Here is a 12,431-nt window from a genome sequence, read left to right on the forward strand (position 1 = left end):
TGCCCGGCCCTTCGGGTTGGCTGAAACGGGCCGGCTGATCGACCGGCCGGCTTGGCCGTAGAGCTGGGCTACGACGCGCGCCGGCCGGTCGACCATCCGACTCCGTTTGAGCCAACAGAATGCTTCAATCTAACCCGGAAAGGCTCTAGCCTATCGCCTCATTTTTCAGCCGCGGCGGGAAAGCGTGAACTGTGCGCCGGAATCGGAGGTGCAATTGAGCTGGCTCGGGTTGACGAGGGCGCAATTGACCTTGGACTGGGTCTTGCGCACCAGCGAGGTCATGTTGATCTCCACCAGGGTCGGTGAGGTATTGATATAGGTACCCGAGGCAAGAAGCTGGTTGCTGTCGGTCGTGCGGGTGGTGAAAGTACCGCCCTGGAAGGTGGAAACGATGCCGTTCGGATCGCTCCAGTTGCCTTCGACGCCGGTAGCGGCGGGCGCGGTTGCAACCGGCAGGCGGCGCGGCTCTGATGAAACGCAGGCGGCAAGAGCAGCCGCTGCACCGACAAGAACGAGACCAGTTCTGATTTTCATAAGGCTTCTCCCGGCGAATCGGCGCGGCGGACACCCGCCAAGTTCGGGCAAAAGATGGCGCGCGCCCGGCATGAAGGCAAGCCTTGGAAGGGCAGCGGGCGGCATTTAGACAGCCGGCGTTACAAAAATGCCCGCCTTGCGGCGGGCATTGTCAAAGCCGTACAGGCGATCTCAGCGAACGAGAATGTTCCTGAACTGCCACGGATCCTTGGTGTCGATATCCTCGGGGAAGAGGCCCGGACGGCCGTCGAGCGGGGTCCAGTCGGTGTAGTGGCCCTCGACCGGGCCGAGATAGGGCATCTGCACTTCGAGGCAGCGCTTGTAATCGATCTCGTCGGCTTCGACGATGCCGGCATTCGGGTTTTCCAGCGCCCAGACCATGCCGGCGAGGACGGCTGATGTGACCTGCAGGCCGGTGGCGTTCTGGTAGGGCGCGATGCGGCGGGTTTCTTCCAGCGACAGGCGCGAACCATACCAGTAGGCATTCTTCTCATGGCCGTAGAGCAGGACGCCGAGTTCGTCGATGCCGTCCTCCAGCTCGTCCTCATCGAGAACGTGGTGGACCGGCTGCGGCGTGCCGCCATTGCCGAACATCTCATGCAGCGAGAGCACGGCGTCGTTGGCCGGATGGTAGGCATAGTGGCAGGTCGGGCGGAAGGTCACTTCGCCGTCCTTGTCGCGGACCGTGAAAAAGTCGGCGATCGAGATCGACTCATTGTGGGTGACGAGGAAGCCATATTGCGGGCCGGGCGTCGGGCACCAGGTCCGCACGCGGGTGTTGGCGCCCGGCTGTTCCAGGTAGATCGCCGCCTTGTTGCCCTTCTTGTGCTTCTTGGCGTTCTTCGGCATCCATTCTTCATGCGTGCCCCAGCCGAGTTCGGCCGGCTGCAGGCCTTCAGAAATGAAGCCTTCGACCGACCAGGTGTTCCAGAAGACGTTGAGCGGCTTCGGATGCTTGGTACGCTGGGTATCGCGCTCGGCGATGTGGACGCCCTTGACGCCGAGCTTCTTCATCAGCTTTGCCCAGCCTTCGCGATCGTGCTGGTCCGGTTCCTCGAATTTGAGGCCGGTATCGTTGGCAAGGTTGACGAGCGCCTGCTTGACGAACCAGGAGACCATGCCCGGATTGGCGCCGCAGGTGGAGACGGCGGTGGCGCCGCCCGGGTTCTTCGCCTTTTCCTTGCGCATGGTTTCGCGCAGCGCATAGTTGGTGCGGTCGGCATTGCTCATGCCCTTGTCGAAATAGAAGCCGAGCCAGGGTTCGACGACGGTGTCGATATAGGGAACGTCGAGTTTGCGGCAGAGCTTGATGATGTCGAGCGAGGAGGTGTCGACCGAGAGGTTGACGCAGAAACCCTGGCCTTCGCCTTCCGTCAGCAGCGGCTTCAGCAGTTCCTTATAGTTGTCCTTGGTGACATATTCCTTGATATGGCGAACGCCGTGCTTCTTCAGGATCTCCATGTCGGAAGGCTCTTCACGCGGGTCAATGACGACCATCCGGCTCTTGTCGAATTTGAAATGGCGCTCGATCAGGGGCAATGTGCCGCGACCGATGGAGCCAAAGCCGATCATCACGATCGGACCGGTAATTTCGGCATATACCGGATAATTCTGTTCCGTCATTCTTTTCTCCTGTGGAAGGGGACGAAGGCGTTCAGCCAGAGAATTGTTTTGAAATTGCCGCAGAGAGTGCGAGGTGACCGGCTCTAACCATAAAACGACGTCACAATAAAGAGCATTGAGGGGGAAAGGCCAAATATCGAGCGGCGATAGAGGCCGGCGAAGCCGTCCTGGGATCGGCAGCCAGCATGGCTTGGCTTAACCGATGACGGTGCCCTGGTGGAAGAGCATGCGCCAATGCCCATCCTCTTCCAGCCGCCAGATGGAACTGCGCAGCGTTTGCCTTTCGCTTTCGTCGACGTCCGTGTAAATGGCGCGATAGGTGACGAGCGCGATATGCTCGGCAAGTCTTTGGGTTTCGAAATGCTCGCCGCGTGACGTTCCCGTCCGATGCTCGGCCAAAAGAGCGGGCACGATCATATCGAAGGTATAGAGCCGTCCGGAACTGCCGATTTCCCGGAAATCGCGAGAGAGCAGCGCAGTCAGCATCTCCCGCGAGGCGCGAACCGATGGGTCGAAGAGTTTTTCCTCGAGTTCTTTCAGATGGGCGGCGAGATCATCCACAATCGGCTCCTGCAAATTCAGCGCTTCAGGATTTCCAGTCCTTCGACCGCCGTCGTCACGGCTAGCTCGGTGATTTCGTATTCGGCGACGCCGTGGATGGTGAAGGGATCGGTGGCGACATTGGCCTCGACCGCGGCGCGATCGCCGATTGCGAGGATGACACCGCCGGTGCGCGGCACCTTGCGGCCGGAGGCGAGAAACCAGCCCTTGGCATAACCCTCCTTCACCCAGGCCATGTGCGGCTCCATGTGCCTGTCGGCTTCATCGTTGGATTTTACATAGGTGAGCGCGAGAATGAACATGGTCAGCTCCTGACGAGGTTTGCGCGGATCAGGCCGCGCAGCGAGTTGCCGATATAAAGCGTGCCGGCATCGAGATCGGCAAGCGCGAGGCGGCCGACGCGGGCCTGGCGCCGACAGATGAGCTCGGTGCGCAGCACACCGGCGAGCAGGCCGCAGGAGATGGGCGGGGTGCGCAGGATGCCGGTTCCGTCGTCCAGGAAGATCGAGGTGATGGTACCCTCGCAGACTTCGCCGCGCTCGTTCAAAAGGATGACTTCATCGGCCTCATCAGGCCTATATTCGGCCCGCGCGGCCTCGTAGACGGCGCGGCGCGTGGTCTTGACGCGCAGCAGCCTGTCGGCGGAATTCAGACGGGTTTCGGCGAGGCGGGTGATCCAGGTCGTATCGGGCGCCAGCGGGAGGAAGGCGGCGCTCGTCACCTCGATGCGGCCTTGCGCATCGAAGGTCAGGCGGATGCGCAGCGGACCGGCAGCACCCGCAACGGCTTCGTCGAGCTTGGCCGCCGCCTCGATCGGCTGCGGGAAGCCAAGGCGACGGGCGGAGCGGGAAAGCCGGGCGAGATGCAGCCGCAGCCGAATGAAGCCCTCGCCTGGCTGCCAGCGCAGCGTCTCGATCAGCGAAAAATCGATCATCGCGCAATCCATTGGTCGCCGACGGCGAAGCGGGCCTTGAGCAGGCATTCCTCATATTCGGCCTCGGCGGTGGAATCGAAGACGATGCCGCCGCCGACATTGAAGACGGCCCTGCCGCCCTCAAAAATCGTGATGGTGCGGATGGCGACGGAAAAACGCATGGCGCCGGTGGGCGAGATCATGCCGATCGCGCCGCAATAGGCGTCGCGTGGGACATCCTCGAGCGCATGGAGAATTTCCATTGCCCGCATCTTCGGCGCGCCGGTGATCGAACCGCAGGGGAAGAGCGCGGAGAAGATGTCATGGATCGAAAGATCGGGGCGGAGCCTTGCCTGCACATGGCTCACCATCTGGTGGACGGTCGGATAGGTCTCGATGTCGAAGAGCTTCGGGACGTCAAGCGTGCCGACCTCGGTGATGCGGGAGATATCGTTGCGCAGGAGATCGACGATCATGCGGTTTTCCGCTTGCGTCTTGATATCGCGGCGCATGGCCTCGATGATTTCGGCATCCTCGGCGGCGGTCGCGCCGCGTTTCGCCGTGCCCTTCATCGGATGGGTCTCGATCCAGCCCTCTTCATCGGTGCGGAAAAAAAGCTCGGGCGACCGCGAAAGGATGACCGGACCGCCGAGATCGACCAGCGCGCCGTATTTGACCGGCTGGCGTTCGATCAGCGACCAGAAGGCGGCACGGGGATCACCGTTCCAGCGGGCCTCGACCGGCATGGTGAGGTTCGCCTGATAGGCGTCGCCGAGCCGCAGGTGCTTATGGAGGCGGTCGAAGCGCTCCTTATATACAGGGAAATCCCAGGCGGCTTTCGGAGCGGTGAGAAATTCCTCGTTTTCGGGGCGCTGTTTTGGTTGGGCAAGCGGATGTGTATCCGGCTGTGGAGCGTCGAACACACCGAAACAGAGCAGCGGGGTTTCGCGATGTTCACCGGTGAAGGGAGCGAGTTTCTCTTCGAAGAGGTATCCGGCCTCATAGGCCATGTAGCCGGCAAGCCATTTGCCTGCGGTCTTGGCCTGCTCCATCCTGATAAGGCCTGCAAAGAACTCGGCGCGCGTCCTGGCAAGGATGATCTCTGCCGGCTCGGCGAAAAGCATCACCTGTCCGGTCGCGTCGTCGCGGAACAGAATATAGGGTTGGGTTTCGGCCATCGGCGTCTTTTCTTGGAGTGCGATCTCCCTGGTCCGCCAGCCGGCGCCTCTCCCCGCTTGCGGGAAGAGGTTTGGCGTGGGGACAGGGCTGATCAGGCCGCTCGGTCCAACGCTTCCAACTCGTCGATCAGCCCTTCGATCATCGACAGGCCCTGGCTCCAGAACGACGGATCGGTGGCGTCGAGGCCGAAAGGCTTCAGCAGTTCCGAGTGATGTTTGGTGCCGCCGGCCCTCAGCAGTTCGAAATACTTCTCCTGGAAGCCCTTCTCGGCCTTCTGGTAGACGGCATAGAGCGAATTCACGAGGCAATCGCCGAAGGCATAGGCGTAGACGTAGAAGGGCGAGTGGATGAAGTGGGGGATATAGGCCCAATAGGTCTCATATCCCTCGGAAATGCTGATCGCCGGCCCAAGGCTTTCCGATTGAACAGAGAGCCAGAGTTCACCGATGTCGTCAGCTGTGAGTTCACCTGATTTGCGGGCGGTGTGGAGCTTGCGCTCGAATTCGTAGAAGGCGATCTGGCGCACGACCGTGTTGATCATGTCCTCGACCTTCTGGGCAAGCATCGCCTTGCGCTCGCGCGTGTCGGTGGTCTTTTGCAGAAGCGCGCGGAAGGTCAGCATCTCGCCGAAGACGGACGCGGTTTCGGCAAGCGTCAGCGGCGTCTGGCACATCAGCGCCCCTTGCGCGCCCGCGAGAACCTGATGCACGCCGTGCCCGAGTTCGTGGGCGAGCGTCATCACGTCGCGCGGCTTGCCCATATAATTGACGAGCACATAAGGATGGGCCGAGGGAACCGTCGGATGGGCGAAGGCACCGGGCGCCTTGCCGGGACGGACCGGGGCGTCGATCCACTGTTCGTCGAAGAAGCGCCTGGCGATATCAGCCATCTCCGGGGCGAAATTGCCGTAGGCCGAAAGCACCGTGTCCTTCGCCTCCGGCCAGGAGATGATGGCGCTGGAGGTTTCAGGAAGGGGCGCGTTGCGGTCCCAGAAATTCATCTGTTCCATGCCGAGCCATTTCGCCTTCATCTTGTAATAGCGATGCGAGAGGCGGGGATAGGCTTCGCGGACGGCCGCGGCCAGCGCGTCGACGACCTCGCGCTCGACGCGGTTTGCCAAGTGGCGGCTGTCGGCGATGTCCTCGAAGCCGCGCCAGCGGTCGGCGATCTCCTTGTCCTTGGCAAGCGTGTTGGTGATCAGCGTGAAGGTGCGGATATTCGCCTTGAAGGTTTCGGCGAGCGCCATGGCTGCCTTGCGTCGTGCCTCAGGATCCTTTTCCTGCAGCCTGTTCAGCGCCACTTCGAGCGGCACTTTCTCGCCATCGATGTCGTAGCGAAGTTCCGCCATGGTTTCGTCGAAGAGGCGGTTGAAGGCGGCGGCCGATGTCATCGACTTCTCGAGGAAGAGCTGTTCCAGCCTGTCGTCGAGCTGGTAGGGCTTGTCCTTCCTGAGGTCGAGCAGCCAAGGACGATAGTGCCCGGCGGCGGGGTCATTCGCCATGCAGGCGTCGACGACCGCGTCGTCGATGCGGTTCAGTTCCAGTGCGAAGAACAGGAGATGGCCGGAAAATTCGGTGATCTTGGCCTGTACGTCGCCGTAGAGCTTGCCGTTTATCGGGTTGGTGGTGTCGGAGAAATAGGTGAGGCCGGCAAAGGAGCCGAGGCGGCCGATGATGTCGTCCAGCGCCTCATATTCCTTCAGGGCCGCGCCGATGCCCTCAGCGCCGGTCTTCGTCGCCGCCTCAGTGAGTTTGCCCTTCCACTTTTCTTCAAAGGCGATTGCGGCCTTGCCGGCCTTTTCCATGTCGGCGACGAAGGCGGTGGAGGTAGCGGAGGGATAAAGATCCTGCAGCTTCCAGACCGGCAGATCGCCGAGCGCCGGGTCGGCGGCCCCAGCCGGTGCTGCTGCCGACAAATGAAGGCCGGCATGCGGGAGCGTGATTTTCATGGGCGCAATTCCTCTCCACTTTCATAACAGGTCTGATTGTCTAGCGCATCGGCCCGAAAATCGGAATCGATTTTCGGAAAGCATGATGCGTTGATTGAAAGTGTTACAGCGACCTTTGCGCGCCTGAAAGACGCGCGGCGCTGTCAGCGTGCCAAGGCCCGGCATCGCGGGGCTTTCGGTGCATGAAAAGGCTCGCTTCGGCACGAAAACGACCCGTTGCAATTGTTAAAATGCAATTGTTTCTCAAAACTGGATGTTCAAGCCTTCCTGTCAGAGTGCGCTTTATGGTTTCGCATGAAGTGAGGCGACAATGACCGGTTACAATGAGCTCAAGGGAGCAGGGCAAATCCTCGTGGTCGAAGACGACCCCGTGCAGCGCCGCCTGCTCAAGAACGCAATCGAGCGTCACGGCCATGTCGTGCACCAGGCGGAAAACGGCCGCATCGGCCTGGAAATGGTCAAACGCGACAGCGGCCTTTTCAATGTCATCGTGCTCGACCTGATGATGCCGGAGATGACCGGCCTCGAATTCCTCGACGCGCTTCACGAATTCGGCACGCAGATCCCCGTCATCGTGCAGACGGGGCAGGGCGGCATCGAAACTGTGGTGCAGGCGATGCGCGCCGGCGCCTTCGATTTCGTCGTCAAGCCGGTCTCGCCCGAACGCATCGCCACGTCGATCTCGAACGCGATGAAGCTCGACCAGCGCGAGGTGAAGGCGCGGGCCGGACGCCGGTCGCGCTCAGGCTCCGTCGGCTTCGACGATATCGTCTCGGCAAGCCCGGCGATGCTCCGCGTTATTGATCTTGCCCAGCGGGCGGCTCAGTCCAACATCCCCGTCGTGCTCGAAGGCGAATCCGGCGTCGGCAAGGAGTTGGTGGCGCGGGCCATCCAGTCCGGCGGAGACCGCTCGAACAAGCCCTTCGTCACCGTCAATTGCGGGGCGATCCCACATAATCTGGTCGAGAGCATCCTCTTCGGTCACGAGAAGGGCGCGTTTACCGGCGCGACCGAGCGCCACATCGGCAAATTCATGGAAGCCGACGGCGGCACCATCTTCCTCGACGAAATCGGCGACCTGCCGCTCGAGGTGCAGGTGAAGCTCTTGCGTGCCGTGCAGCAGGGCGAGATCGAGACCGTCGGTGCCCGCACCGCACACAAGGTCAATGTCCGACTGATCTCGGCGACCAACAAGGATCTGATCGAGGAGGTCAAGAACGGCCATTTCCGCGAGGATCTCTATTATCGCCTCAACGTCTTCCCGATCACCATTCCGGCGCTGCGCAAACGCAAGGAAGACATTCCGCATCTCGTGCGCGTCTTTGCCGACCGCTTCTCCAGCGAGCAGAAGAGTGGCCGCCGCATGACGGTGAATGCCGGCACGCTGGCTTTGCTGACCGCCTATGACTGGCCGGGCAATATCCGACAGCTCGAAAACGCGATCTTCCGCGCGGTCGTTTTGGCCGAAGGGCCGGAGCTGACCGAGGCTGATTTCCCGCAGATCGCTGCCCAGCTTCCGGAATATGACGTGGTGGATCATCTGGCGCTCGTTGCCGACAATACCGGCCTCGATCCCGACAATGGCTATGGCGAGGACTTCAGGGCGTCAATGTCGGCAGAGGTGCACCACCGCCTGTCCGAAGTCTCGGAAAACGCGATCGCCAGCGTCAATCCTGCCGGAGACGTGCGTAGGCTTGCCGATGTCGAGGAGGAACTTATCCGATTCGCACTCAAATTCTATCGCGGACAGATGAGTCAAGTAGCGCGCAAGCTTGGCATCGGCCGATCCACACTTTATCGCAAGCTCAAGGATTACGGCATAGACCCTGACAATCCCCAGAAAGATGCGGCTTAAGCGCTTTTCGTTAAGATTAAGGCAACCACGTTTTGTTACTAGTCATAAACCACTTGTTAGTGGTGCGTTCACTATGTAAAGAAAAGGTTGATCATGTGTGGCATTTTTGCCATCGTGTGACCGCATTTGACAGTCATCTGAGACAGTACGGGACATTGTCTGTCTGACGGGGATCGAGTTGCCGAATCTGAATGGGAATTCCAAGCCTTCGCGCTTGAGCTGGCGTTTGTTGTGCGCCGACATTTGCGGAAAGGCAATAAGGACGGTAGCGGCCGCCCTTCTTGCGCTCGCGGTTTCCTCACCGGTATTCGTTGGTACGCCTTCGCAGGCAGCGGGCGACACCCGCAGTCTCAAGCTCTATTTCATTCATACCGGCGAAAAAGCCGTCATCACCTACAAGCGTAATGGCAAGTTCGACCCCAAGGGTCTGGAGCAGTTGAACCGCTTCCTGCGCGACTGGCGCAAGAACCAGCCGACGAAGATGGATCCGCGCCTGTTCGACCTGATCTGGGAAGTCTATCGCCAGAGCGGTTCGAGGGATTACATCAACGTCGTCTGCGGTTTCCGCTCGCCGGGAACCAACGAGATGCTGCGCGGCCGCTCGCGCAATTCCGGTGTCGCCGAAAAGAGCCAGCATATGCTTGGCAAGGCGATGGACTTCTTCATTCCTGACGTCAAGCTGGCGACGTTGCGCGGCATCGGCATGAAGATGCAGGTCGGCGGCGTCGGCTTCTATCCGAAGTCGGGCTCGCCCTTCGTGCATATGGATGTCGGCGGCGTTCGCGCCTGGCCGCGCATGAGCCGCGACGAGCTTGTCCGGCTTTTCCCGAACGGCAACACCATTCATATTCCGGCTGACGGCAAGCCGTTGCCGGGCTACCAGCAGGCGATGGCCGATTATAAGCGCCGCGCCAGCGGCACGCAGATCCAGATCGCCAGCGCTTCCGAATCGGAATCGCCGAAGCACAAGACGCTGTTTGAAGCGCTCTTTGGCGGCGGAGCGGACGAGCAGGAAGACGAGTCGGACGATTCCACGCCTGTTGCAGTTGCCAAGGCGACGCCGCCGAAGGCCGAGCCCGCCCCGGCCGAGCCGCAGCCGACCGAGGTCGCCGATGTGAATGCGCCGGTGCCGCAGGTTCGACCGGCATTCAGCAACCAGCCGGCAGGCAGCGAAGTGGCGAGTGCGCTCGTCGCGCCGCCTTCGGGTAATGCTGCCCAGCAGGCTCTTGCGGCGGCCCTTCCGGCCGATCAGGCTCAGCCGCAGCAGTTCGCCGATCTTAGCGCCTACAGCATTCCGGTTCCCTCGCTTCTCGGCCCGCGCCGCGCGCCTGGCGACGCCGAGGTCGCGTCGACCGATCCCGTGCTGACGGGCGCGAATGGACTGCCGGTTCCGACGCCGATCGAACGCCCTTCCGTTGCCGAGAACCTTCTTGCCGCGGCCGATGCCGATCCGGAAGCAGAGGCCGACGAAGCCGATCAGGACGCACTGTCTCCTGCCGTGGCCGATGCGCTCGACCAACAGCGGAACGAAGGGGAAAGCCAGATCGCATCGAAGGCGCCGCCGGTCACGGTGGAGCAGGCGATCAACGCTGCGATGACGCAAAAGACGCCTGCCGCAAAGCCGCCGCTCGAGCTCGCAGCATTGGCACCGATGACCAAATCGGCAAGCTTTGGCGACAGCTTCGACGAACCGGCGGCCGAAAGCGCCGTGGCGCAAGGACTTCCCGCCAAGGGTGGTCGCCCGACGCAGAAGGAAGCCGCGGCAGCGGATGCCAGCCGCACGACGGTACGCACCGAGCCGAAGCTGACGGAAAAGATGATCTCGCAGTGGGCGCTTACCAATGCCCGCCTGGAAATGGCCTCCAAGCAGGTCAAGGCGCCGCGGTTCGTCAGCCAGACGATGCGGGCTCAGCCGACCGCCGTCTATGCCGAGGGCTTCAACATCAAGACCGCTTCGGTCGATCCAGCTCGCTTCAGCGGCACGGCGGTGAACTTCATGGAAGTGCGCAAGTTCAACACGAACTGAGCCCGCCGATTACGGAATTTTGAAACCGCCGGAGCGATCCGGCGGTTTTTCTTTTTGCTGTTTCGATCCGGCAAGGTGGCCGTTTGGCCAAGCGTGTTCTACGCAAAAGAAAAGCCGCCGAAAGGCTCGGCGGCTTGTCGATATCGGCGATGTCGGCGGATCAGCCTTCCGGCGGCGCCTCGATCATGCCGAGCGCGTGCAGGTAGGTGTCGAGGATTGCTTCCTCTTCCATGCGCTCCTGCTCGTCCTTCTTGCGCAGCGCCACGACCTTCTTCAGGATCTTGGTATCGAAGCCCATTCCCTTGGCTTCGCCATAGACGTCCTTGATGTCGTCGGCGATGGTCTTCTTTTCTTCTTCCAGCCGTTCAATGCGCTCGATGAAAGCGCGAAGCTGATCGCGGGCGACGCCATGAGCATCAGACATCGTGTTCTCCTGATTTTTCGGTGATCAATTTTGGATGCCAGTGACTGCCGCGAAGCGGCGTCGTGGTCAAGCCTGTTCGCGGCCAGCCAAGCTATTTGTGTGGATTGTTCAGTTCAAAAGCAGCCTTTTGCACAGGCGAGGCTTCGTTCTGGTGAAGATTCTTCCAGTCCTCATAGGGCATGCCATAGACCATCTCGCGCGATTCGTCCCTGGTCACCGGGACACCTTCGGCCTCGGCGGCTTCGCGATACCAGTTCGACAGGCAGTTGCGGCAGAAGCCGGCCAGATTCATCAGATCGATGTTCTGAACGTCGCTGCGTTCGCGAAGATGTGCGACGAGGCGGCGGAAGGCGGCAGCTTCGAATTCGGTCTGTTGTTCCTTGCTGAGCGCGGTCATCTTGCTTCCTTTCGTTCAATAGGGGCCGGTGCGCGACAGGTGAACGTCGTATCCGTGCAAGGCGGGATCGGCATTCATCGCCGCAAAGATCGGCGCCAAGCGTTCGGCCCACGCCGATATGCCGGTCTCGTCTGCGATCAGATCCTGGCGCACCTCGAGCAGCGCATGCGGAATGCCGGTGATCATGCAGTGACGGTACATGGTATCGCCCTTCAGCGCGCCGTCATAGGGTTCGTTGTCGCCGACGGCGAGATCGGGATCGGCGCGCAGCATGTCGAGCAGCGGGCCGACGGCGCGATGGTCGCTATCCCAGAGCACGGCGGCGTGCCAGGGACGGGCAATACCTTTCCAGGCCGGCGTGAAGGAGTGCAGCGACAGCACCAGCGGCGCCCTGCCGGTGGCATTCGCCACTCTGTCGATCGTGGCGGCCACGGCGTCGTGATAGGGGCGATGGAAGGTTTCGATGCGGTAGTCCCATTCCTGCGGCGTGATCGGATGATTGCCTGATATGACGGCGCCGTCTGAAATTTTCATGATCAGCGTCGGATCGTCTTCGCCGCGGTTCGGGTCGATCAGCAGGCGCGAAAAACCGCCGAGCACGGCGGGAACGCCGAGTTTTGCCGAAAGCTGCCGCGTCAGGCCCTCGATACCGATGTCATAGGCAATGTGGCGGGCGAAGGCCGCGTCGGGCAGTCCGAGCCGGCCATATCGCGCGGGAAGGCGGTTCATCGCGTGATCTGCGAGGATCACCATGCCTTTGTCATGTTTACCGGATAGGATTTCGAAAGATTGGAAGTCGTCCATCAGGGAGTTGCCGTTCGTCATTGCGCCGCCAGGCGCAGTGATCGCATGCGCCTGCGGCAGGTTCAAGCGCGGCAGGCGGGGAGAGGTTGCGCCCGACCCTCGACGGGTGGTTATGAAAGGAAATATAATCGATTAGCATTGCGTTGACTTTCGCTTGACGGCGGCGC

The 12,431-nt window shown here is 61.3% G+C and carries 12 protein-coding genes; 2 read left to right on the forward strand and 10 right to left on the reverse strand.

All coding sequences use genetic code 11. The features are described 5' to 3' along the window. Positions 1–165: 165 nt before the first annotated feature. From omp10 to AC1D2N_RS25595, 7 genes are all read right to left on the reverse strand, one after another. Positions 166–534 (reverse strand): outer membrane lipoprotein Omp10, encoded by a 369-nt coding sequence (omp10, locus tag AC1D2N_RS25565; protein ID WP_018243526.1) that lies wholly within the window; start codon positions 532–534, stop codon positions 166–168. 171 nt (positions 535–705) lie between these two features. Continuing rightward, the gene (locus tag AC1D2N_RS25570) at positions 706–2,157 is read right to left on the reverse strand and encodes a homospermidine synthase (protein ID WP_018243525.1); all 1,452 of its coding nucleotides are present in this window, start codon (positions 2,155–2,157) and stop codon (positions 706–708) included. 195 nt (positions 2,158–2,352) lie between these two features. Further along, positions 2,353–2,718, reverse strand: coding sequence for a nuclear transport factor 2 family protein (locus AC1D2N_RS25575; RefSeq protein ID WP_026188523.1), 366 nt, complete (start codon positions 2,716–2,718; stop codon positions 2,353–2,355). A gap of 17 nt (positions 2,719–2,735) precedes the next feature. Then, positions 2,736–3,020, reverse strand: a complete 285-nt coding sequence (locus AC1D2N_RS25580) for a YciI family protein (RefSeq protein WP_130759008.1) — start codon at positions 3,018–3,020, stop codon at positions 2,736–2,738. Positions 3,021–3,022: 2 nt separating this feature from the next. Then, complete coding sequence (locus AC1D2N_RS25585; protein ID WP_028734968.1) at positions 3,023–3,652, reverse strand: aminotransferase class IV family protein; 630 nt, start codon at positions 3,650–3,652, stop codon at positions 3,023–3,025. Then, a complete protein-coding gene (locus AC1D2N_RS25590) occupies positions 3,649–4,809 on the reverse strand; it encodes an aminodeoxychorismate synthase component I (RefSeq protein WP_130759007.1) in 1,161 nt (386 codons plus the stop codon). The genes AC1D2N_RS25585 and AC1D2N_RS25590 overlap by 4 nt, the downstream gene beginning before the upstream one ends. Positions 4,810–4,901: 92 nt before the next feature. After that, positions 4,902–6,758 carry a M3 family oligoendopeptidase gene (locus tag AC1D2N_RS25595; RefSeq protein WP_028734966.1) on the reverse strand — a complete coding sequence of 619 codons (1,857 nt, stop codon included), beginning with the start codon at positions 6,756–6,758 and terminating at the stop codon, positions 4,902–4,904. A 310-nt stretch (positions 6,759–7,068) separates the two neighbouring features. On the opposite strand from AC1D2N_RS25595, the gene AC1D2N_RS25600 reads away from it, so the two are divergent. Together AC1D2N_RS25600 and AC1D2N_RS25605 are read left to right on the forward strand one after the other, a co-directional pair. Then, the gene (locus AC1D2N_RS25600; protein WP_130759006.1) at positions 7,069–8,613 is read left to right on the forward strand and encodes a sigma-54-dependent transcriptional regulator; all 1,545 of its coding nucleotides are present in this window, start codon (positions 7,069–7,071) and stop codon (positions 8,611–8,613) included. A 178-nt stretch (positions 8,614–8,791) separates the two neighbouring features. Next, on the forward strand, positions 8,792–10,639 hold the full coding sequence (locus AC1D2N_RS25605) for a peptidoglycan L,D-endopeptidase MepK (RefSeq protein WP_130717822.1): 1,848 nt from the start codon (positions 8,792–8,794) through the stop codon (positions 10,637–10,639). A 160-nt stretch (positions 10,640–10,799) separates the two neighbouring features. Here the strand turns inward: AC1D2N_RS25605 and AC1D2N_RS25610 are convergent, their stop codons facing one another. The 3 genes from AC1D2N_RS25610 to AC1D2N_RS25620 all read right to left on the reverse strand — a co-directional run bounded on the left by AC1D2N_RS25610 (position 10,800) and on the right by AC1D2N_RS25620 (position 12,264). Next, positions 10,800–11,063: a DUF2312 domain-containing protein gene (locus tag AC1D2N_RS25610; protein ID WP_008533181.1), complete on the reverse strand. Its 264-nt coding sequence runs from the start codon at positions 11,061–11,063 to the stop codon at positions 10,800–10,802. Positions 11,064–11,154: 91 nt separating this feature from the next. Beyond that, positions 11,155–11,460, reverse strand: a complete 306-nt coding sequence (locus tag AC1D2N_RS25615) for a DUF1244 domain-containing protein (protein WP_003582233.1) — start codon at positions 11,458–11,460, stop codon at positions 11,155–11,157. A gap of 15 nt (positions 11,461–11,475) precedes the next feature. Continuing rightward, positions 11,476–12,264, reverse strand: coding sequence for an N-formylglutamate amidohydrolase (locus AC1D2N_RS25620; protein ID WP_130759093.1), 789 nt, complete (start codon positions 12,262–12,264; stop codon positions 11,476–11,478). Between the last annotated feature and the right edge of the window lie 167 nt (positions 12,265–12,431).

It is taken from the genome of Rhizobium sp. P1_B8 (assembly GCF_056406515.1).